Consider the following 23,396-nt stretch of genomic DNA (forward strand, 5'->3'; position numbering starts at 1 on the left):
GTATTGAAGGCCTCGTTATTACACTTTATGGCGCTAGAAAATCTAGAGAATGTAAAGGGTATTAAAGTTATCTCTGCGCTCTTTTATTTGCGGAGAGTTATGCGGGCAGCATTGTACTGCTTTTAGTGAAACGTTTCTATGCGCATCAGTATAGTTAAAAATGGATATTCAGTCACAATCAGACCGACTCAAAAATACTGTTTGATATTAAAGGAATTTTAATACCGACCCGGTAATATTGTCATTAACTGATACACTTATTTACCGCTGAAATAAACCTGAAATCAATAAAAGCCAGAAGATTAACCCTCTGGCTTTTATAATAAATAATTCAAATTAACGTGTGCGCGGGCAAACTTCATCATCACTGAAGAAATAAGCAATTTCGCGCGCAGCTGAGGAGGTAGAATCCGAACCATGTACTGCATTTTCAGTCATGCTATCCGCATAATCAGCGCGTAACGTTCCGGCTAATGCATTAGCTGGGTTAGTTGCCCCCATCAGATCGCGATAACGCTGGACAGCATTTTCACTTTCCAGCACTTGCACAACTACCGGGCCGGAAGTCATAAAATCCAGCAGGCCATTGAAGAACGGCTTTCCATCATGTTCCGCGTAAAAACCTGCCGCCTGATCTCGAGTCAGGTGTAGCATTTTTGCAGCAACAATGGTGAATCCTGCATTTTCAAAACGCGAGTAAATAGAGCCAATTGCATTTTTAGCAACGGCATTAGGTTTAAGAATGGAAAAAGTACGTTCGATAGACATATTCACCTCGGGGTTACTGATAGCTGTTCTATATATTTTAATTTATAGGGTAAATCATTGTAGCCAGACGTAATTCGCGGCTGATTATACGAGCAGATATAAGGCTTGCCTATCTCGGATGTAACATTTTTTTAAAATAAACCGAAGTTAGTACACATTTTTGGATGTATACCGCATTTTTGGTGTCGAATAACTACAGATTGAGACTTGAGGTACAATTTTAAAACGAAATACGATGAAATTAGTATCGCAGAAGTTTCGTCCACTAACAGTACTGAGCCTAAATGAGCAAATGTGCGAGTGGCCGAGCAAGAGGCGTTAAGGCGAACGCCTCCTGCACCTCCGCGCCTTCGCACCCGAATCCAGGTCGCTACGCGACTTCCCTCCGTCTTCGTTCGGGCTTACGCACCGGCACTGATTCGCTCCCGGCGAAGCAGTGCCTCGAGCAACATCCATGTTGCTCGTGCTACCCTCTCTCAGTTGTCGGCTGAATTCCAGTGCTCTAATAAAGGGCAGAACATAAGGTCAAGGGCATAAATATCACTCCAGCACGAACCCCACACTACTTACCTGCCCGCTCTCATCCAACACACTAATCTGATATTTACCGGAATTGGTCAGGGTATGAACCATTGGCTTATCTTCTTCGGTTTCCATCAAGGATTCACCGTTAATAAACCACCAGCGTTTACCCCGCCCGCCTTGAGTATCCAGACGTAGGTCGAGAGATTGAGTCCCGGGTATTCGCTTAAGAATCGCGCCGTCTTTTAATCCCAAAATCAACAACGGAGGGCTGACATCATAGCTGATAGGCGGACACACGGAATCTCGTTCAGGCAGGCGACTGGCGCGTCGTTCCGACAAAGGCAACCAGGTTTCCAATGCAATCGGCCATAGCGCAATTCGACGTGATACCGCGCCGCTGCAATCTGGAGCCACCCGTTTTCCTTCGGCATTAACCCAAAGGTTCAACCAGCCACCAATACCGGTATCCTGCCCGATAGAAGGTAACGTCGGCGGTATAGTGCCATCCAGAATCCATGCCTGACGACGCTGACGGCAATTGGTATCACCAGCATCCAGACTTTGTCCCTGAGGCCAACAAATAACTGCCCGACTAACTGAATAGGGGCGCGGATCCTTTGGCCAATTTTTAGCTAGCTGACTATTACGATTTATCAGCAGATGGTTAATTTGATGCAGAATCGGCACCGCTGTAGCATAACCAAACTGACCCGCTACCGGCGTTCCATCCGGACGCCCTACCCAGATACCAATTAAGTAACCACCATTCATACCGATAGTCCAGGCATCACGATAGCCATAGCTGGTACCGGTTTTCCATGCCAGCGGAGTAATGTCTGAAATTTGGCTATCGGGAACTGGTCGCCCTTCTCCGGCCATAATTCTGCGTACAATCCATGCCGCTCCGGGGGAAACCAGCTGTCGCTCCACCAGTGGATCTTCCGGTCGATAACGTAATGCAGCAACTTTGCCCTGTCGTACAAATGCACTGTAACCGCTAACTAACTGGTCCATACGCATACCAGTTCCGCCCAGAATCAGGGACAGATTAGGATCGCTGTTAAGCGGGAAACGTAAAACGATGCCGGCATTGCGCATATTGCCGGTAAATCGTTTAGGACCATAAGCTTCCAGCACCTGAACCGCTGGCAAATTCAGTGAACGAACCAGCGCGTCAGAAGCACTCACCGGACCACTAAATCCGGTATCAAAATTTCCGGGACGATAATCACCAAATTGACGCGGAACATCCTGTAACAGCGATTCCGCATGAATCAACCCATCATCTAACGCCATAGCATAGGCAAAAGGCTTCAACGTTGAGCCGGGAGAACGCCAGGCGCTAATCATGTCCACATGACCAAATCGACTACGATCGTTGAGATCGGCTGAGCCGATATAAGCTTTTACTGACATGGTTGAATGGTCAACTACCAGAATACCCATGGAAGTGCTGGGAGGTAACTGACTCTTCCAGCCCATTACCATATCTTCAAGACGACGCTGCAATGAAGCATCAATAGTGGTATGAATTACATCAGTACTGCTTTCTGCCAGCAAACGTCGGGAAAGCAACGGTGCCAGTTGCGGGGCCTGACGCTCCGCCAGCCAGACACTTTCTTGTTTAATATCATCGGCCTGCGCTTTATCCCAAACGCCATACTCTTCGAGGCGATCGAGCACTTTATCTCTGGCTGCTTGCGCTCGTTCAGGATAACGATCGGGGCGTAAACGACTGGGTGCCTGAGGCAATACCGCCAATAAAGCCGCTTCTGAACGGGTAAGTTCTGACGGAGGCTTATCCAGATAGGCCCAACTGGCTGCACCGATGCCCTGTAACGTGCCACCATAAGGTGCACGGTTGATATAAATCGTTAATATTTGATCTTTGGTGTAATGCCACTCCAGTTGCAGAGTACGAAACACCTGCCGCAGCTTACCAACCAAAGTTTTATCATGAGGTTCAATCAGGCGAGCTACCTGCATGGAAAGCGTACTACCGCCGGAGACAATGCGCTGGTTAGTCAGGTTCTGCCATAAAGCCCGCATAATGGCTAACGGGTTTATTCCCGGATGAGAATAAAACCAGCGATCTTCATAGGTCAGCAAGGCTTGCAGATAGTAAGGGGACACTTCATTTAGCGAAACCGAATAGCGCCATACCCCATCCGCATCGGCAAAACGCCACAGAGGAGAACCATCTTCCGCCACCACGACCTTGGCTACTTGCACATCGGGAGCAGGCAAAGGCCAAACCTTATCTGCCAGCCATAGCCCCGATGCCGTAACAGCAACCAACACCACCACGACAACAGCCAACCTGCGCCAAAAAAGAAATGTGAACAATCGGGAAAATAAACTACGCAATTCAGTTACTCATAGAAGGCGGAAATTAGCTCGATAACGACAACAATATCAAATCAATATTATTAGCAGAGTTAAACGGAGGGAGACCTTTCCGTTGGGGTCGACTTGGCGTAAGCCAACGACAAACAGGCAAAGCCTGTTTGAACAGCGCTTGCGCTGACCCGGAGGGTGAAACACCGTGAGGTGTTTCATAACTGCCCCTAGGAAAGGTAGGCCCGACGCACACCATTGCAAAGTACAGATGGTCTTCCGGCCGCACACATAAAACAATATAGGCATAATGCCCTTACGGCCGGAATATTCTCTAAAGCCAATTTAAATAAGCATAATGGGGCGATGCTTATCGCCCCATTTACACCACTATTTAATCTCTAACCTCGCCGGAGTCGCTCCAATAGCATGCCACTCTGGCTTATACATCGATTCAACCTGCGGAGCCGGAATGCTATAGCTACCCGGAGTGACCGCACGAACCAGATACAACAGTGTTACCGGATGACTCTTCGAGCCATCGACTTTAACCGCTGCAACATAACGATCGTCACGGTATTCCTGATACTTGATTTCAGCGCTTTGCATCTTGGTTTGTAATGCCATCAGTTCACCAGCACTTTCGCTCAGACTGGCACTGCTGCTGCCCAGATTTTGGTTTTCCAGCTCAAAACCCGCCGGTAACAAATCAACCACCAGAGCATCGTTCACCTGATTGTCAGCCCATAGATTCAAATGCACTACCAACAACTGACCACTACTGACATGATCAAGTGAAGCGGTAGAACCATCCAGATTCAGGAAGTTACGTTCAATATGCAGACGGTTACTAACCGGAGCTGGCTGCTTCAGTGGATAACCAGTGATATCAATACGTGGATATACCGTTACGCTACCGCTGTTAGTCAGATTGATACCTTTTGCCAACTGAGTGGCATCATACAGAGCAGAAACTGACTTAGTCTCTTCATAGTCTTTACTTTCAACACCCGAGACTTCAACTTCCCACTCTGCTGACTCACGTTTTGGTAGGTCACGACCCGCCAGATAAACAGCGTTACGTTCTTGCGTTGACAGATAACGGTTTGAAACCAGCGCATCTGACAGCGACATCAACGCACTATCCTGCTGCTGAGGTAACAGGTGATACTCATTCAACAGCGACAGAATTAAGGCGTTATCACGCAAATCGCTACCATAATCACCTAACCAGGTATTACGGTTCGCTCCACCCATAGCAACACCCTGCTGAATCAGTTGATTAGCTTTCGGCATATCACCCATCAATTGCAATGCAACACCCAGTTGAACCTGCGGTAAACCAGACATTGCTTCACCACGACGTTCATACAGCTGACGCAGCGCTCCTAATGGAGCCTGCTGTTGACGTGCCAATACTAATCCAGCATAAGCCTGCACGCTAAACTTGGCAGCATTGGTCGCTGAAGCGTTAGAGATATATTGAGGCTCGATCTGGTTGCGATCCTGCAAATAACGCAGCAAACGCTGATTAGCTTTATTCAATGCATCTTCACGTACTGAATAACCCTGTTCACGCGCACGTACCAGGAAGTCGGTCACATACGCCGTTAACCAGTACTCTTCACTACCTTCACGTTCCCACAGTGAGAAGCTGCTGTTATATTTCTGCATGCCCAGCAGGCGCTCAATACCAACATCAATATTGCGACGACGTACATCATCACTGTCACTCTTAATACCTAACGCAGCCAGTTGAGCCTGATTGGTATACAGCGATGGATACAGCCCACTGGTGGTTTGTTCCAGACAGCCATACGGGTAGGCGAACAGTTCACGAATATGCTGAGCCACATTCAGCGGTGGCACGGCTGTTAGCGACATCTGGCCTTCCACCGTTGGAGTGGATAGTCCCAGCAATGCATCCTGAGGCAGCGCCCAGCTTTCTCCCGCACGTAGCGTCATGGCATAACTGTTAGTCTTCGCCGGAGTTGCAGGACGAACACCCAGCGTCCAGTGACGTTCAAACGCGGTTGAAGCTTCTCCCGGTAACACCAGGCCATTGACCCGAACGGTAACATCTCCCTGACCAAAGCCATTTAATGCTTCAATCGGAATGCTCAGTGTCTTACGCTGGCCTTTGGTCAGTTTAATCGTCTGTTGTGCAGCGCCCGTTTGTTTCACTAAACCTTTGGTTTCAACCGTCACATTAAGAGACTGCTCGCCATCGGTAAGATTACTTAAGTCCAGCGCCAGAATGCTGCGGTCACCGCCGGCAATAAAGCGCGGCATAGACAGCTCGGCAATTAATGGTGCAGCAACGATCATTTTACGTTCTGCGCTACCAAACTCTTCATCACTCCAGGCCTGAGCCATGAGTCTGAGTTCGCCATTAAAGTCAGGGATCGGCATCTGAATTTCGCCTTCACCCTTATCATTCAACACTACCGGCATAGCCTGTTGAGCAACGATTTTCACTACGGTAACCGGTTTTTTACCACCGCGAGCCAGTGCATCATCCTCTCCATCACCACCAAAGCTCAACTTGGCAGTTTTACCTTTTCCTTCAATTAGCTGACCATAAATATCCATTTGATCAACGCTATAACGTTTACGACCAAAGAAGGCTTCATACGGGTCCGGCGTAACATAGTTGGTGATGTTTAATACACCGCTGTCTACCGCAGACATCAGTACGTTGATTGATTTAGGCAACTCGCCATTTTTAACTGAAGCTTTTACTTTTACTGTTAACGTTTGGTTAGGACGCATACGCTCCGGAGCATCCAGCGCCAGAGTGATTTTACGGTTTTCATCCACCAATGGCAGATGCAACAACCCTACCGCACGTTTTGGCGTGGCCTGTAAATTCTTATCACCCGGGCGAACCACTAACGCACTCAGGTAAAGATCGTGGCGGTTCCACTCTTCATTAATAGGTACGCTAAAGTTAGCCCCACCAACCGGTACTTCAATCTCTTGCCACCATAATGGGCCATCGCTGGATTCCAGCATCAGATAGCCTTTACCGGCAGTCGGTGCTTCAACGTGCAGATTAACTTTCTCGCCCGTACGGTAAGCCGGTTTATCCAGTTTCAGTTTGACCTGATCCGGACGTAATGCCCCGGTACCATCGGTATTATCCTGCCAGCTATAACCGGCCCAGAAACGCAGGCTGGTTACCATGCCGCTATGAGGGTCTTCAACTTCAAGGCGATATGAACCCCACTCTACCGGATAGCTAACTTTAGCTACCTGATCGGCACCAATGGATATGTTTTCCTGATTAATAATTAAATCTTTTTGGTCGTAGCGGGAACTCCAACCATCGCTGGAAGACCATTCCCAGTAATAATCACGACGTTCACGAACCAAACGCACATTCAGCCCATCAGCCGACAGCATATTGCCTTTGGCGTTAGCATAAACAATATCGAACCCAGCTAAGCTGTCAGAATCCACCATAAACTGAGGTTTATAGTTATTGGTCTTGTAGTCGTAAACTTCCTTTTTGTTAAACAGCGGGCGAATACCCGGCATGTTAGTGGCAGGCCAGATAGCCTGCTCGGCACGACGAGTTACAGGGCGACCGCCAGATTCCATCAGACTGGCCTGAATAATTACCTTCATCGGCGATTTACTCTCTGCCCAGCCGCTCGGTACTGTTACGCTGGTTAACCCTTCAGAATCTAACTTCAGGTCAAATTCATTAAGTGAACGGCTCAGATTAGTATCCAGAACCGAACCAAACTCATAGCCAGGTAATTTCGCTACCGCATCACGGGCAGGACGCAGGAACATCTGTCCCTGCAAGCGGTTACCAGAGGCTGGTGCACCGTATAAGTAGCGGCCAGTAACATCGAAGGTAATCTCCTGAGAAGGAGAGACCGGAACATCTTCAACTGACTTCAGATCCAAAGCCATACGCTCAGGCAGGAAATCTTCTACTTTAAACTTATAGAAACGGGGCTGTTTATCCCCTAAATTGATGCGTAATGACCATTCACCGGTTGCTGCATTGTTAGGAATGTCATACATAAACTGATAGAAGCCGTTCTTTTTCGGCTGCCAGACAAAACTGCGGGTAACCTGATTATCCGGCTTAAGCACATCAACTTTTACCGGCTGATCGGGCAACTCGGCACCGTCAGAATCACGCAGTAATCCGTTAACAATCAGCGTTTCACCAGGGCGATATAAGTCTCTTGGGCCAAAAGCGAAAAATTGAGTAGCGAAGCCTTCTGGTCCGGCAATATCAAATTCCGACAGGTCCAATGCCGATTTACTCAGATCGATTAAGCTGGTTTGCCCATCTTTGGTAGCCAGCATAATTTTAGCTTTATCATCTTTGATCAGTTGAGCGTGGCCATCAGACGAGGTTTTAGCCTGTGCCAGCGAGTTGCCTTTTTCATCAAACAGCTCAACTTTAACGCCGGAAACACCCTCACCACCTTCCAGCGCCTGGGTGAACACATCCAGACGGTCGTGATAACGGTGTAAAGAGATACCAATATCGCTCAGGGTAAAAATAGTCACCGGATTACTGTATTGATAAACACCGGCTTCCTGCATCATTGCCAGATATACACCTGGCTGTTGCAGCTCTTTAATACTATTTAGTGGCAGTAATACCTGTTCACGCGTATTGCGCTGCGGGTTTAGATCAAAACGTCCGGTATAGGCCAGATCGACTTTATTCAGGAATTCTTGGGATTCCCAGTAACTTTTTGATCCGGTACCTTCCCAGTTCGCCAGGAAACCAGAAAGCATTTCAGGCTTAATGCGGTAAAAGTTAACGTCAACTTTATTCACATTCAGTGCAATAACCGGAAGCCCGGTAATGACTTTGCTCGGTAACAGAGAACCTCTGCTGGCAAAACCAATAGAAGGCTCAATGTCCCGGGTGGTTAACTTTTGCTGGAACTCTTTGTCCAGCTTCATACCGTTAACACCACTCAGATTTTTATTAATGGTCAGAATCAGCTTACGGGAAGGTTCCAGATGACGAAGACGCAGCTCCATCATATTGTCTGACATCTCCCATGCCCCATCGACTTTACCGCTGGCCTCATCCACCAGATTCAGTAAAGAGGCAAAATTCTGATTAGCCGCCAGCGGAATTGAAAAGGTCACCACCATTGCACTGGCACCGTCCAGTTGGACTTCAGAGGCATCAAGAATAGTAAATGATTTACCGGCATAGCGAGCGGCGGCTTGCTGCTCTGCAGTTTGGGTAGCCGGTGCAGTTTCCGGTGCAGCATGGAGTGGTAAAGAAGCGAAGCCAAGACATGAGGCAAGAAGTAGCCCCTTCAGCCTCCAAAAATCAGAATTTCCCTGACGCATAAGCGATTCTCTCTGAGATGAAGATGATGTGATAAACAGATCTGTGGCGATATCTTAGCCGGAATACGGCTAAAAAAATAGATGAGTGTGTAAAGGCATAACGCTATGAGGTTAGCTTGATAGTAGTCACCAAAAAGAAAAGCCAGCCTTAAGGCTGGCTCTATCTTAAACATAGTCAAACGGAGGGAGACCTTTCCGTTTGGGTCGACTTGGCGTAAGCCAACGAAGCGCCCATAGGAAAGGTAGGCCCGACGCACTCTAATGCTAAGTACAGATGACCTTCCGGCCGAGCACATGAGCTATATTCGCTCAATTGTATTTACGGCCGGAATATCCACTGAAACCAATTTACCAGACTTACTGACCCTGCTTCAGCAACAAATTAGCTATTGCTCTAACACCTAATCCTGTTGCTCCTGCCGACCACTGGTCAACAGCACCCTTGCGGTAAGTTGCCGAGCAATCAATATGGATCCAACCCTGCTGATAATTTTTCACAAAGTGAGACAGGAAAGCAGCAGCGGTACTGGCTCCTGCGGTATAAGCAGCACCAGCCATATTGTTTAATTCTGCAAAGTTTGATGGTAATTGGCTACGATGAAACTCAGCCAGCGGTAGACGCCAGAATGGTTCATTTTCGCTATTAGCACTGTTTAACATCTCGTTTGCCAGAGCATCGTCAAAACTAAACAGCGCGTGATAATCATTACCTAACGCCATTTTGGCGGCACCAGTCAGGGTGGCACAGTCAATAATCATCTGTGGGTTTTGTGCTTCTGCATCAATCAGGCCATCCGCTAATACCAAACGCCCTTCTGCATCGGTATTCATTACTTCAACGGTTTTACCATTGCGATAACGAATAATATCACCCAACTTGAAAGCATTACCGCTGACCAGGTTATCGGCACAGCACAGATACAGTTTTACACGCTGCTTCAGACCACGACTAATCGCTAATGCCAGCGCACCGGCGATCGTTGCCGCTCCGCCCATATCGGACTTCATTGAGTCCATAAAGGCACTTTGCTTCATGCTATAACCGCCTGAGTCAAAGGTGATACCTTTACCTACCAGGCTGGCGAATACTGGTTCATCCGGATTACCGGTTGGATTGTAATCCAGAGCCAGTAGTGCAGGCTCACGCTCTGAACCACGACCTACGGTATAAAGCCCCATGTAGTTCTGCTCACGCAGCGTTTCACCTTTAACAATACGGTAGCTCACTGCATCACAAGAAATATTGCAGAATAGATCAACCGTACGTTTAACCAACTCCTCAGGCCCCAGCTCTTCTGCTAGCATATTGATAGTGTCACGAACCCAGTCAATGATTTGTAAACGACGCTCCAGCTCTTGCTGTTCTTGTTGTTCCAGCGTTGCCCACTCAACTTTTCTTTCGCCTTTTGGCCCACGGAAGCCTTGCCAGAAACTCCAGCTACGCTCTAAATCCCAGCCTTCACCTGCCAGCTTAACTTTTTTAATACCCTGTCCGTCGATCTTACGGGCTGCACGTTGAATAGCGCCCAGCTTACCATTGCCATGAAGATGAATAGTCATTCCTTCACTGTTGGTGCTTAACAGGGCTTTGTCTCCCCAAACCGCATCCGCAGGCTCATGAGAAAGATAAACAGGCATAAATTGATTTGTCATTGTTATGGCTCCCGCTATTTTTATATTTACTTAAACCAATAAAATAAGGGCCCCCAAAGGCGGCCCCATTAATGATTGCTATTCTGCTTCGTCCAGCCAGACTAACAGAATCGCCTCAAGGATCTTTTCGTTTGAGGCGTTAGGATCATCTTCAAAATCTTCCAGCTCACACACCCATCGGTGTAAATCTGTGAAGCGTACCGTTTTTGGGTCGGTATCCGGAAACTGATCGTACAACGCTTCGCCAATTTCGCGGCTGTCTTTCCAGGTTAAGCTCATCTTTTATATCCCGTTATTCATTAATGCTCGCGGGCATGATTAACCGTATAGCGAGGAAGCTCAACAACCAGATCTTCATCGGTTACTTTCGCCTGACAGCTTAAACGGCTCTCTGGTTCTAATCCCCAGGCTTTATCCAGCATGTCGTCTTCCAACTCGCTGCTTTCTGCCAGAGAATCAAATCCTTCACGCACAATGCAGTGACAGGTAGTACAGGCACAGGACATTTCACAGGCATGTTCCACTTCGATACCGTTACGTAGCGCGGCATCTAATATGGTTTCACCCTCTTTTGCTTCAACAACCGCACCTTCCGGACATAAGTCCTGATGGGGCAGAAATACTATCTTAGGCATGCTTAAACCTCATCTACGGAATGACCCGCCAAAGCGCGGCGTATTGATGAATCCATACGGCGGGCGGCAAAATCTTGAGTTACAGAATCCAGTGTTTTGATTGATGCTTCTATCGTCGCAGTATCATTACCCTGCATAGCCGTTTGTAATTGGCTGATAGCGCTGTCTATTTCGACTCGTTCGGTTTCAGTCAGCAGATCGCTATCGCTGTTCAAAGCGGCATTCAGACTTTCCAGCACGCGGGCAGCCTCTACTTTTTGCTCTGCCAGCATACGAGCGCTAACGTCTTGTTGTGCGTTAGTCATCGAGTCTTTAATCATGGTGGCGATTTCATCATCGCTCAGGCCATAAGAAGGCTTCACTTGAATCGATGCCTGTACGTTGGTGGACTTTTCCATCGCCGTAACGCTGAGTAAACCATCCGCGTCAACCTGATAGGTAACACGAATATGTGCGCCACCAGCCGGCATTGGTGGTAAACCCCGCAGCGTAAAACGCGCCAGTGAACGGCAGTCATCAACCAGCTCACGCTCACCTTGCAACACATGAACCATCATCGCCGTCTGACCATCCTTAAAGGTGGTGAACTCTTGCGCTCTGGCTACCGGAATGGTGGTATTACGTGGAATAATTTTTTCAACCAGTCCGCCCATGGTTTCAATGCCCAGAGAAAGCGGAATGACATCTAATAATAAAATGTCGGAATCGGGCTTGTTACCAACCAGCACATCGGCCTGAATCGCAGCACCAATTGCCACAACCCGGTCAGGGTCAATACTGGTTAATGGGGTGCGACCAAAAAACTCACCCACTAAAGTACGCACTAATGGCACGCGGGTGGAACCGCCAACCATCACCACTTCCAGCACTTCATCTGCGCTGACACCAGCATCTTTCAGTGCGCGGCGGCAGGCTAATAATGTCTTTTTCACCAGCGACGAAATCAAATCGTCAAACTGTTCACGGGTAACCGTACCCTGCCAGTTACCGACTCTGACTTCAGCACTGTTACTGTCACTAAGGGCTATTTTGGCCGCTATCGCCGCATCCAGTAACTGACGCTGAAGCTGATGATCGCTGTGGGCACCAAATCCTGCCTGTTCACGTAACCAATCTGCCAGCAAATGGTCAAAATCATCGCCACCCAGCGCAGAATCTCCGCCGGTTGCCAACACTTCAAACACACCGCGACTCAGACGAAGAATAGAAATATCAAAGGTACCGCCACCCAGATCGTAAACAGCGATAATGCCTTCCTGACCGGAATCCAGACCATAGGCAATGGCCGCCGCCGTTGGTTCATTCAGCAAACGCAACACGTGCAAACCCGCCAGACGAGCGGCATCTTTGGTGCCCTGGCGCTGAGCATCATCAAAATAGGCCGGAACGGTAATCACCACACCGTCAAGATCGCCGCCTAAGGTATCCTGAGCGCGTTTCGCCAGCGTCATCAGAATCTCCGCGGAAACCTGAACCGGATTAACCATTCCACCTGCGGTAACAATAACCGGTAAACCATTCTCGCTGGCTTGCAGCTGGTAAGGCAGGTTTGGGTAGCGCTGAACGATATCGTTCAGTGAGCGCCCCATCATTCGTTTCACCGAACTCAGGGTATTGGAAGGATCGGCAGCCGCCTGAGCGCGTGCGCTCCAGCCAACATCCGTTCCTTCATGTTGATAGTGCACTACGGAAGGCAGTAAATGGCGCCCTTGATCGTCGGGTAACGTTTCGGCTTGCCCACTGCGGACAGTGGCAACCAGAGAGTTAGTGGTTCCTAAATCAATACCCGCTGCGAGCCGACGCTGATGAGGTGCTGCCGTCATCCCCGGTTCGCTAATTTGTAATAAAGCCATGTTCAGTTTCCGTCAGGCGTCGAATAACTTCTCTTCCAGTTGTTCGACCTGCTGTTGAAGCTTATCCAGAAAACTCAGTTTACGTACGGTATCTGCCGCACTCTTCCAGTTCTGGCTATCCAATTCTTGTTTTAGTTGTTCACTGCGCTGCCGGGTCATTTTTTCTACTCGTTGGCTAAAGGCAGACAGTGCTGATTCGGTCTCTTTCTGACTGGTGTTACGGTGTTCAATACCGTCCAACTCTTCACGCAGTTCCAGCTGTTCCATCAGAAACACCGTATCGTGCATGGTTTGTTGTTCATTTCTTACATCTATCCCATTAAGGGACAGCAAGTATTCTGCACGACGCAGCGGATCTTTCAACGTTTGATAAGCATCATTAATCGTTGCCGCTTGTTGAACCGACTGAAGACGTTCACTCTCAGAAGCCGTGGCATAACGATCGGGATGGTACTGGCGCTGTAATTCCTGATAGCGGGAGGAGAGCGATGAAGTATCCACTACGTAGTGGACCGGCAGGTTAAACAGTGTGAAATAGTCCATGACGTGCTCTGATGATATCTAATGATATAAGTTAGGCGAAAACTCCCTTACCGGTTATCAGTAAGGGAGCGCTTTTCAAAGTCGACATTTTCGAATGCTGTATTTAATCTACAAACGTTACGATAGCAGACTAGACGTTAAAACTTTCGCCACAACCACATTCACTTGAAATGTTCGGGTTATTAAACTTAAACCCTTCATTCAGGCCTTCTTTAACAAAATCCAGCTCGGTGCCGTCCAGATAGACCAGACTTTTTGCATCTACAATTACCTTCACGCCCTTGTCTTCAAACACCGTATCTTCATCGTGTAATTCGTCAACAAATTCGAGAACATACGCCATTCCAGAACAGCCCGACGTTCTTACCCCCAGACGCAGGCCGACGCCTTTGCCCCGATTAGATAAAAATGTCTGAACTCGTTGTGCAGCGCTGTCGCTCATGGTAATCGCCATAACCAAACCTCAATCGTTTATTGCTTATTTACTACTATGTTTGTTTTTATAATCCGCAATGGCTGCTTTGATGGCATCTTCCGCCAAAATCGAGCAGTGGATTTTTACCGGCGGTAACGCCAGTTCTTCAGCAATTTCAGTGTTTTTAATTGCTTCAGCCTGATCTAAAGATTTTCCTTTAACCCACTCGGTAATCAAAGAGCTGGAAGCGATCGCTGAACCACAGCCATAAGTTTTAAAACGGGCGTCTTCAATAATACCCTGATCGTTAACTTTAATCTGCAATTTCATTACGTCGCCACAGGCTGGCGCGCCCACCATACCGCTACCAACGGTAGGGTCTTCATTATCAAATGAACCAACGTTACGAGGATTCTCGTAGTGTTCAATAACTTTTTCGCTGTAAGCCATGTTTATTACTCCCGCTGCTTATCGCGCCAGGTACTACGGCGCGATATCAAATCAATTAATGATGAGACCACTCAATGGTACTGATATCCACGCCTTGTTTGAACATATCCCACAGTGGAGACAGGTCACGCAGGCGGCCAATCGACTTCTTGACTAAATCAATGGTGTAATCGATCTCTTCTTCAGTAGTAAAACGTCCCAGAGAGAAGCGAATTGAGCTATGCGCCAATTCATCACTCATACCTAAAGCACGTAACACATAAGACGGCTCCAGGCTTGCAGAAGTACAGGCTGAACCAGAAGAAACGGCCAAATCTTTCAGGGCCATCATCAGAGATTCACCTTCAACGTAGTTAAAACTGACGTTAAGAATGCTGGCTACGCCTTGTTCCAGGCAGCCGTTCAGGTTAACTTCTTCGATATCTTTCAGACCGTCCCACAGACGATCGCGCAGTGCACGAAGGCGAGGGATTTCGGTATCCATCTCTTCTTTGGCAATACGGTAAGCTTCACCCATGCCAACGATTTGGTGCACCGGTAAAGTACCAGAACGCATACCGCGCTCATGACCGCCACCGTGCATTTGAGCTTCAATTCTTACTCGTGGTTTACGACGAACATATAAAGCACCGATACCTTTTGGCCCATAAATTTTATGACCGGAGAAAGACATCAGGTCAACTTTAAGCTGGGACAGGTCAATAGGTAATTTACCCACGCTCTGGGTAGCATCCACATGGAAAATAATACCGCGACTACGGCACATTTCACCAATGGTCGCGATATCCTGAACCACGCCAATTTCGTTATTCACATGCATGATAGAAACCACACAGGTGTCATCACGCATAGCTGCTTCCAGCTCGCTTAAATCGATAATTCCATTAGCCTGTGGCGCTAAATAAGTCACTTCGTAACCTTCGCGCTCCAGCTGACGGCAGGTATCCAGTACGGCTTTATGCTCCGTTTTACTGGTAATAATGTGCTTACCTTTCTTTTGGTAAAAGTTAGCTGCACCTTTAATCGCCAGGTTGTCCGCTTCCGTAGCACCAGAGGTAAATACAATCTCGCGAGGATCGGCACCGACCAGCTCAGCAATCTGGTTACGGGCAATATCAACTGCCTCTTCTGCCTGCCAGCCAAAACGGTGAGAACGCGAGGCTGGGTTACCGAAAATGCCATCGAGGGTCAAATACTGCATCATCTTCTCGGCAACGCGCGGATCGACCGGTGTTGTTGCAGAGTAGTCCAGATAGATAGGTAATTTCATTCTTTGCTCCGTACACGACTTCTAAATAATGCAATCATTACTGCCAGTTAAGCGCGCAGATTGATCTTTTTTGCCTCATCAAATGCACGATGAGTGCTGGTAACCGTACCTTGAGTTTCGTTATTTTGACGGTCGGCTACATCCAGAATTTCTTGATTCTTTACCAGTTCAGACAGCGTAATCTCATTAAGAAAGCTGCTGATGCGTTCACTGAGATCGTGCCACAGTGTATGGGTCAAGCAACGCGTACCGCTCTGGCATCCACCGCTTCCCATACAACGGGTTGCATCGACAGATTCATCAACGGCACTAATAACTGAACCAACGGCAATATCACCAGCATCTTTGCCCAGCAAATAACCGCCACCAGGACCACGAACGCTGGTCACTAAACCATTCTTGCGCAAACGGGAGAACAATTGCTCAAGATAAGACAAAGAAATCCCCTGACGTTCGGAAATATCAGCTAAAGGGACCGGTCCTTCTTGTGAGTGCAAAGCCACGTCCAACATGGCTGTTACTGCATAGCGACCTTTTGATGTCAGTCTCATTGTTAATGCCCATCTGTTTGTGAAGATGCAGATAGTTTGGCATTCCCAACTATTTCAGTCAACTATTTAGTTGAGTAATTTAGTCAAGTATTATTGAGCCAGAAAAATGTCACCAAATCGAGATATGTCCGCTATTGTCGCCCGTATTGTAACAATTGAAAAGATGTTAATTCAGGATTATTTCTGCCTATTTCTTGTATCGGGGTTTTCTATAGCGCTTAAAATCCCGCGCAGAATGTTTAATTCCTGACTCTCAGGACGAGCGCGATTAATCAGGCGACGCAGTTTATTCATTATCTGCCCCGGATGAGCGGCACGAATAAAACCAATATTCAACAGCGTTGATTCCAGATGCTGATAGAAACGCTCCAGATCTTCCGCCAGTGGATAAACTTCATCTTCCACTACGGCTGGTTGCGGCTTGCCACTTTCTTGCTGATCCAACCAGGCAACGCGAATTTCATAAGCCAGAATCTGTACCGCCATTGCCAGATTTAATGAGCTGTAATCCGGATTGGCAGGGATCGCCACGTGATAGTGACACTTTTGCAGTTCGTCATTAGTAAGCCCAACACGCTCACGACCAAACACTAACGCGACCGGCGCCTGAGCAGACTCCTGACACATTTTTACGCCGCACTCCCGCGGTTCCAGCATTGGCCACTGTAAAGTACGAGAGCGAGCGCTGGTTCCAACCACCAGACGACATCCTTCTAATGCCTGATCCAGCGTATCAACAATAGTAGCATTGCCAATGATATCGCTGGCACCGGCAGCTAAAGCAATAGCCTGCGAGTCTGGTTTTACCAGTGGATTAACCAGATATAAGTTGGTCAGCCCCATGGTTTTCATGGCTCTGGCAGTAGAACCCATGTTGCCGGTATGGGAAGTTTCGACTAGTACAATACGGATATTATCCAGTCCAATTTTCTCGGAGATAAGCTCTGACATAAAAAACTAAATTCTGTGGGCTAAAAGTTATGAGAATGAATAGTAACACAGCCTGTATATTTTGCCGATCCTCTGGTATACTTCGCCCGCTTTATATTTCTCTGTTCTTTAACATTTAGTGGAAGATACCCATGCATCCTATGCTGAACATCGCCGTACGTGCTGCACGTAAGGCTGGTAACCTGATCGCCAAGTTTTATGAAACACCTGACGCCGTTGAAGCAAGCCAAAAAGGTAACAACGATTTTGTCACCAACGTTGACCGCGAAGCAGAACATCTGATTATTGATGTTATTCGTAAAGCTTATCCTCAACATACCATCATCAGTGAAGAACGCGGTGAACTGGTTGGAGAAGACCAGGATGTACAATGGGTTATTGATCCACTGGATGGCACCACCAACTTTATCAAACGACTCCCTCACTTCAGCGTCTCTATTGCTGTGCGCGTTAAAGGCCGCACGGAAGTCGCTGTCGTTTACGATCCTATGCGTAATGAACTGTTTACCGCAGCTCGCGGCCAGGGCGCACAGTTAAACGGCTACCGTTTACGTGGTTCAAACGCAAAAGATCTTTCTGGTACCGTTCTGGCTACCGGTTTTCCATTTAAAGCAAAACAGCATTCTGCAACTTATATCAATATGGTTGGCAAGCTGTTTACTCAGTGTGCAGACTTCCGTCGTACCGGTTCTGCTGCGTTAGATCTGGCTTATGTCGCCTCTTCCCGCGTTGATGGTTTCTTTGAGATTGGCCTGAAGCCATGGGATTTTGCTGCCGGTGAACTGCTGGTTCGCGAGTCTGGCGGTATTGTGACCGACTTCGTTGGTGGACATAACTCTTATGTTTCAGGCAACGTTGTGGCAGGTAATCCACGCGTAGTTAAAGCGCTGCTGTCAACTGTGCGTGATGAATTAAGCGATGCATTAAAACGTTAATCATCGGATACCGGGTAATCTGTTATAAGATTGCCCGGTCATATTGGTTCATTGATAATGATGGATATTATTCAGTTTCCCTGTCCCACCCTATTCTTAGAGTTTTTTGTTCGGGAATTTTCTTTCTATGGCAAAGGAATCGTCAGAACCACATTGCCAGAAGATGCGTTCTTTTATACCGGCCCTTCCAAAGCGACTGAATATCGATTCTTTGAACTAGTTGACAGCCGCCCGATGCGGGGAGTTCGCCAATATAAAAGCTCGAACTATCTTTCATTCATCAATCAAGTTCCCAGGTTGTCTATCGCTGCGAAGCAAAATTCGTTGGTAGAATCGCTATTTACTCCCAATACCAATGCCATTTTAAGCCTGTCCGGCGAGTATTTTTTCGAAAATCAGTGGGTGCGTAGCGAAAACCGGATTAAGTCGAATAAATATGTCGGGGAACAGTCTGAACTGATGTACCACAATATTCGTTCTCTTGCCCCATACCAGTTCCATATTTCCAGCGTGACTAATGATGGAACAATCTGGACTCAATTTCCCCGCTCAGATGTTGAATTAAGCATTCTTCCCGGGCAAACCGCCTGCTTTCTCTGCCGTCGGGAGCAATATGAATTTAATGGTATGGATATATCACAACCTAATTTGAATCTGGTTCTATGGGTAAAAAATCATGGATTACACCATCAGATTAGCTATATCAGCGAACCAGAAGCTGAACAATATGACAGCAGCTCACTATGCGTCGGTGAATTCACACTGAAAGATTTCCGCAAAAGCCGTCTTAAATACCAGTTGGGATAAGCTATCTCCAAACGTTTATTTAAATTCAGCCATCATTCAGAAAACCATTTGTAATCTTAACCTTTCCGGTACTTCGAGGAAAAACTCTGAGGGAAATCGGTAAATATGCCATCCACACCCCAGTTAAATAGCTGATTAGCGCGGTCTTTAGCGTTAACCGTCCAGACATTTACCCGATAACCCTTACTTTTAAAGAGCTGTACCTGCTGTTGAGTCAGTCCCTCATTTTGAGGATGAATATATTCAGCACCGACCCACTCCATAATCACATGCCAGTCATCATTTAAAGTATGATTTTCAAACAGGCAGGCCACAGGTGCCTGAGGACGTAATCGCTTAAACTCCGCCAGCAGCATAGGGTTAAAACTGGAGATGATATATTCCCGTCCGTCATCAAGCTGATTTAACGCCCGATCTAATCCTGCCAGTAAACGACGGCTTGCTTCTGCACTAACATCGCCAGATTTAATCTCAATATTGGCGTTTAGTTGATACTGATTCATCAACGCTATCAGTTGATTCAGTGTAGGAATGCGCTCACCGCGATATTCATCGCTAAACCAGCTTCCGGCATCAACTCCATCCAAATCTTGTTGATTTAATTCAAACAGCGAACCTGAGCGATTAGTGCAACGATCGAGCGTTGAGTCATGGGAAAGGACAATAGTATCGTCCTGAAGAATATCAATATCACACTCAAACCAGCTTACCTGATAATCAACACATAACTTTATGGCAGACAACGTATTTTCCGGCGCCAGTGATGACACACCGCGATGCGCAAACACAGTTTTCATAACTTCTCCCGTGAATAAACTCAAACCACATTAACCGAAATAACGTAAGCCGCCAGATGCCGCTGGCGACACCCCATAATACAGAACCAAACCAAACAAAATCAGCAGTACACCACCAAATAATGAAAAGGAAATAAGCGCCACCTTGCCCCATTCGGAACGCTGGCGAGTTGCCGTCACTTTTTCTGCTAAACGGCGAGCATAATGCACAAACAGTGCTAACAGTGAAATGGTAGTGGCCGTTCCTAACGCCATCACCATCGCTGCGGCTATTCCCCACGGATAAGCATCAATTACTTTAGAAAACAACAATACCAGTATTGCGCCGGAACAAGGCCGAATACCTATAGAAAGAATAATCGCCAGATTGGTTTTCCAGCCACCGGAAACCTCCAGTTCATCGGCAGTAGGTAAATGACGATGAACACATCCACAACTGTCACTATGTACGTGTCCTGGTTCCAGCGGGGTCAGAGCGTTTATCTTAAGGGTTTGTGGCACTGGCTTTTGCTTCACCATACTGCGTAATTGCCGGATAGCCCGGTAGCAAAGTATTCCGCCCACCAGCACAATTAATAAATAGCTGCCCTTTTCCATCCAGAAATTACTTTGATGAATAGTGCGTGTTGAAAGCTGAAGTACTGAAAGCACAATGGTAACCAGCAAAATAGCCACCACACCCTGTACCAGTGAAGCGGCTAAAGTTAGTAGCAGACTGGCACGCAGTTTCAAAGGATGGGTTGCCAGATAGGCGGTGATAATGACTTTGCCGTGGCCCGGCCCGGCAGAATGGAGTACGCCGTAAATAAAACTGAATAACATCAGCATGCCACCGGTTTCCAGTGGATGTTGCTTAACTTGTTGCAACAGCGAAACCAGCTGCTGATGCAATTGCTTTTGCCAAATGGCGCTTTGCAATAAAAAGTCCGGCCACTTTAACCAGACCAGTACTGCCAGCAGTACAAGAGCTATCAGACAAAGATATAGCGGCCAAAAACGACCAGAAAAATAGTTGGGTTTATTATCAATCAATGGCATTTCAACGTCACGATCTGGGCAAACTTGCTGCCCAACATCATGTCTTCTCCAGGAGAATCATTTTTATCTAATGAGCGGGCATAAGCCATCAGAGAAGCGTCCGGTTTAGGTGTGGTTAACTTCACACTGCATATTTCAGCGATATCATCGGATAGATGGATGGACTTTTCTGAAGGATAACGCATATCCACATAGTAACTCTGTTCATAGGTTGATAGCGTGATAGTGCTGTTTTTCAATGGTACAGGATTGGCTAACGGCAAAACAAAAGTAAATACTGCTTTATTACCATAACGCGATAGCGAATAGTTATCCGCCTTCTCAGCAAACTGAACTGGCTTATCGTTGAGCTTCATGTAGCTAAAGTAAAGCTGGTTACGGGTATTTTCCATTAGCTCATCCGCCATACTCTGCCAGACTAACGGTGAATCTTTTGCCATTGAGGCATCTAACAGCAACGCTGCCGATGTCAACTCATCCATCTCCCATACCATACGAACGCCAACCAACTGCTGTTTTTGAATAACCAGGCTGGAATCAATATCAATAAAACTATGGGGGTGAGCGCCTGCTAATGGGCTCAGCAGGCACATCATGGCAAACACTATGGTTCGAGTTATCAGCGTCATGGGGATTTGCTTAATTGATTACTCTTTTACCAACGGATAACTAGCCTCATTCCAGCCACGGTATCCACCATCCATTGAAAGCACATTGGTATAACCCATCTTTTGAATACTTTCTGCTGCCAATGCAGAACGATAGCCACCACCGCAGTACAACACCATCGGAGTTGCTTTATCCGGAACAACAGTTTCAATATCACGTTCTAACACACCACGTCCCACATGTTTTGCCCCGGGAATATGGTCTTTTTGATATTCACTCTCTTCACGAACGTCCAGAACCAGTGGAATTGTCCCCTTGTCCATCATCTCTTTTACTTGCTGAATGCTAACTTCATGTACATTTTTACGCGCAGCTTCACACAACTGCTCAAAACCTGGGTTATGCTTTTTCACACACTTCTCCTTGGTTATCATAAAGACACTATAGATTATCAGCGCCCACAGTGACGATTTCCAGTAAAAAAACAGGCGCTATATTATCGATATAGCGCCTGTTATTAATAGTTCTGTTGCTGGCACTGATTATCACTGTATATGAAAATCGGCGCTATTGCTGTTGGAACAACTATGCGTAAACCGGATAACGTTTACAAATATCCAGAACTTTAGCTTTTACTGCAGCAATGGTGGCGTCATCATTGATGTTGTCCAGCACGTCACAGATCCAACCGGCCAGTTCGCGTACTTCTGCTTCTTTAAAGCCACGACGAGTCACCGCAGGTGTACCGATACGCACACCTGAAGTAACAAACGGGCTTCTTGGATCGTTTGGTACGCTGTTTTTGTTTACTGTGATGTTTGCTCTGCCTAAAGCAGCATCAGCATCTTTACCGGTGATATCTTTATCCACCAGATCCAGTAGCATCAGGTGGTTTTCAGTTCCACCAGAAACAATCTTATATCCGCGAGATTTAAATACTTCCACCATCGCTTTTGCGTTTTTAGCAACTTGCTGCTGGTAAGTTTTAAACTCAGGCTCCATGGCTTCTTTTAACGCTACCGCTTTTGCTGCAATCACGTGCATTAACGGACCGCCCTGACCACCCGGGAATACCGCAGAGTTCAGTTTTTTATACAGCTCTTCATCACCGCCTTTCGCTAAAATCAGGCCGCCACGAGGACCCGCTAACGTTTTATGCGTAGTGGTAGTGACTACATGAGCATGAGGAACCGGGTTTGGATAGACATCAGCAGCAATCAGACCTGCAACGTGAGCCATATCAACAAACAGGTAAGCACCAATTTTATCTGCAATTTCACGCATTTTTGCCCAGTCAACGATACCGGAATAGGCAGAGAAGCCACCGATAATCATTTTTGGTTTGTGAATTTCAGCCTGACGAGCCAGATCGTTATAGTCAATCTGACCACTCTCATCAATACCATAAGGGACGATGTTATATAACTTACCGGAAAAGTTAACTGGTGAACCGTGGGTCAGGTGACCGCCGTGTGCCAGATTCATCCCCAGTACGGTATCTCCCGGATTCAGTAACGCCATATAAACTGCAGAGTTAGCCTGTGAACCTGAATGTGGTTGCACGTTAGCATAGTCAGCACCAAACAGCTCTTTGGCACGATCGATAGCTAACTGCTCAACAATATCAACATACTCACAGCCGCCGTAATAACGCTTACCCGGGTACCCTTCGGCATATTTATTGGTTAATTGAGTTCCCTGAGCCTGCATTACGCGTGGGCTGGTATAGTTTTCAGAAGCAATCAACTCGATATGCTCTTCCTGGCGAACATTCTCTTTTTGTATGGCCTGCCATAATTCGGCATCATAATCGGCAATGTTCATGTCTCGCTTTAACATCCGCATCTCCTGAGTAAGCTAATTAACTGGTAAAGGTGCAACTAAGTACAACATCGAACCAGTGTAATATGTTTTCA

Annotated in this window: 20 protein-coding genes; 2 read left to right on the top strand and 18 right to left on the bottom strand. The window is 47.1% G+C overall.

Translation table 11 applies throughout. The features are described from left to right. Nucleotides 1–336: 336 nt before the first annotated feature. The 13 genes from ndk to trmJ form a co-directional block, all read right to left on the bottom strand. Nucleotides 337–768, bottom strand: coding sequence for a nucleoside-diphosphate kinase (gene ndk / locus GOL65_RS07870; RefSeq protein WP_140920037.1), 432 nt, complete (start codon nucleotides 766–768; stop codon nucleotides 337–339). 540 nt (nucleotides 769–1,308) lie between these two features. Beyond that, nucleotides 1,309–3,612 (bottom strand): peptidoglycan glycosyltransferase PbpC, encoded by a 2,304-nt coding sequence (gene pbpC, locus GOL65_RS07875; protein ID WP_228723072.1) that lies wholly within the window; start codon nucleotides 3,610–3,612, stop codon nucleotides 1,309–1,311. Between the two features lie 408 nt (nucleotides 3,613–4,020). After that, entirely contained in the window at nucleotides 4,021–8,973 is a 4,953-nt protein-coding gene (locus GOL65_RS07880; protein WP_179038218.1) for an alpha-2-macroglobulin family protein, read from the bottom strand. Nucleotides 8,974–9,330: 357 nt separating this feature from the next. Further along, entirely contained in the window at nucleotides 9,331–10,626 is a 1,296-nt protein-coding gene (gene pepB, locus GOL65_RS07885; RefSeq protein ID WP_179038219.1) for an aminopeptidase PepB, read from the bottom strand. A gap of 78 nt (nucleotides 10,627–10,704) precedes the next feature. Next, on the bottom strand, nucleotides 10,705–10,905 hold the full coding sequence (gene iscX, locus GOL65_RS07890; protein WP_108901592.1) for a Fe-S cluster assembly protein IscX: 201 nt from the start codon (nucleotides 10,903–10,905) through the stop codon (nucleotides 10,705–10,707). A gap of 20 nt (nucleotides 10,906–10,925) precedes the next feature. Then, the gene (gene fdx / locus GOL65_RS07895; protein WP_130593009.1) at nucleotides 10,926–11,261 is read right to left on the bottom strand and encodes an ISC system 2Fe-2S type ferredoxin; all 336 of its coding nucleotides are present in this window, start codon (nucleotides 11,259–11,261) and stop codon (nucleotides 10,926–10,928) included. A 2-nt stretch (nucleotides 11,262–11,263) separates the two neighbouring features. Next, the gene (gene hscA / locus GOL65_RS07900; RefSeq protein WP_140920039.1) at nucleotides 11,264–13,114 is read right to left on the bottom strand and encodes a Fe-S protein assembly chaperone HscA; all 1,851 of its coding nucleotides are present in this window, start codon (nucleotides 13,112–13,114) and stop codon (nucleotides 11,264–11,266) included. A gap of 12 nt (nucleotides 13,115–13,126) precedes the next feature. Then, nucleotides 13,127–13,657, bottom strand: a complete 531-nt coding sequence (gene hscB, locus GOL65_RS07905; RefSeq protein ID WP_140920040.1) for a co-chaperone HscB — start codon at nucleotides 13,655–13,657, stop codon at nucleotides 13,127–13,129. A gap of 130 nt (nucleotides 13,658–13,787) precedes the next feature. Then, nucleotides 13,788–14,111: an iron-sulfur cluster assembly protein IscA gene (iscA, locus tag GOL65_RS07910; RefSeq protein WP_130593012.1), complete on the bottom strand. Its 324-nt coding sequence runs from the start codon at nucleotides 14,109–14,111 to the stop codon at nucleotides 13,788–13,790. Nucleotides 14,112–14,135: 24 nt separating this feature from the next. Continuing rightward, complete coding sequence (gene iscU, locus GOL65_RS07915) at nucleotides 14,136–14,522, bottom strand: Fe-S cluster assembly scaffold IscU (RefSeq protein ID WP_130593013.1); 387 nt, start codon at nucleotides 14,520–14,522, stop codon at nucleotides 14,136–14,138. A gap of 55 nt (nucleotides 14,523–14,577) precedes the next feature. Further along, nucleotides 14,578–15,792, bottom strand: coding sequence for an IscS subfamily cysteine desulfurase (locus GOL65_RS07920; RefSeq protein ID WP_140920041.1), 1,215 nt, complete (start codon nucleotides 15,790–15,792; stop codon nucleotides 14,578–14,580). A 47-nt stretch (nucleotides 15,793–15,839) separates the two neighbouring features. Then, the gene (iscR, locus tag GOL65_RS07925) at nucleotides 15,840–16,343 is read right to left on the bottom strand and encodes a Fe-S cluster assembly transcriptional regulator IscR (protein WP_130593015.1); all 504 of its coding nucleotides are present in this window, start codon (nucleotides 16,341–16,343) and stop codon (nucleotides 15,840–15,842) included. A 177-nt stretch (nucleotides 16,344–16,520) separates the two neighbouring features. Further along, nucleotides 16,521–17,294: a tRNA (cytosine(32)/uridine(32)-2'-O)-methyltransferase TrmJ gene (gene trmJ, locus GOL65_RS07930; RefSeq protein WP_140920042.1), complete on the bottom strand. Its 774-nt coding sequence runs from the start codon at nucleotides 17,292–17,294 to the stop codon at nucleotides 16,521–16,523. Between the two features lie 131 nt (nucleotides 17,295–17,425). Between trmJ and suhB the strand changes: the two genes are divergently transcribed. Together suhB and GOL65_RS07940 are read left to right on the top strand one after the other, a co-directional pair. Continuing rightward, complete coding sequence (suhB, locus tag GOL65_RS07935; RefSeq protein ID WP_140920043.1) at nucleotides 17,426–18,229, top strand: inositol-1-monophosphatase; 804 nt, start codon at nucleotides 17,426–17,428, stop codon at nucleotides 18,227–18,229. A gap of 57 nt (nucleotides 18,230–18,286) precedes the next feature. Next, the gene (locus GOL65_RS07940; RefSeq protein WP_140920044.1) at nucleotides 18,287–19,036 is read left to right on the top strand and encodes a hypothetical protein; all 750 of its coding nucleotides are present in this window, start codon (nucleotides 18,287–18,289) and stop codon (nucleotides 19,034–19,036) included. A gap of 56 nt (nucleotides 19,037–19,092) precedes the next feature. Here GOL65_RS07940 and GOL65_RS07945 read toward each other — a convergent pair whose 3' ends face one another. The 5 genes from GOL65_RS07945 to glyA all read right to left on the bottom strand — a co-directional run bounded on the left by GOL65_RS07945 (nucleotide 19,093) and on the right by glyA (nucleotide 23,319). Continuing rightward, on the bottom strand, nucleotides 19,093–19,833 hold the full coding sequence (locus tag GOL65_RS07945) for a glycerophosphoryl diester phosphodiesterase (RefSeq protein WP_140920045.1): 741 nt from the start codon (nucleotides 19,831–19,833) through the stop codon (nucleotides 19,093–19,095). A 30-nt stretch (nucleotides 19,834–19,863) separates the two neighbouring features. After that, entirely contained in the window at nucleotides 19,864–20,871 is a 1,008-nt protein-coding gene (locus tag GOL65_RS07950; protein WP_140920046.1) for a nickel/cobalt transporter, read from the bottom strand. After that, nucleotides 20,862–21,500 carry a DUF1007 family protein gene (locus GOL65_RS07955; RefSeq protein WP_140920047.1) on the bottom strand — a complete coding sequence of 213 codons (639 nt, stop codon included), beginning with the start codon at nucleotides 21,498–21,500 and terminating at the stop codon, nucleotides 20,862–20,864. The genes GOL65_RS07950 and GOL65_RS07955 overlap by 10 nt, the downstream gene beginning before the upstream one ends. 18 nt (nucleotides 21,501–21,518) lie before the next feature. Continuing rightward, nucleotides 21,519–21,893, bottom strand: a complete 375-nt coding sequence (locus GOL65_RS07960) for a rhodanese-like domain-containing protein (protein WP_218652014.1) — start codon at nucleotides 21,891–21,893, stop codon at nucleotides 21,519–21,521. 172 nt (nucleotides 21,894–22,065) lie between these two features. After that, a complete protein-coding gene (gene glyA, locus GOL65_RS07965; protein ID WP_140920049.1) occupies nucleotides 22,066–23,319 on the bottom strand; it encodes a serine hydroxymethyltransferase in 1,254 nt (417 codons plus the stop codon). Between the last annotated feature and the right edge of the window lie 77 nt (nucleotides 23,320–23,396).

It is taken from the genome of Limnobaculum xujianqingii (assembly GCF_013394855.1).
Classification (GTDB): Bacteria; Pseudomonadota; Gammaproteobacteria; order Enterobacterales; family Enterobacteriaceae; genus Limnobaculum; species Limnobaculum xujianqingii.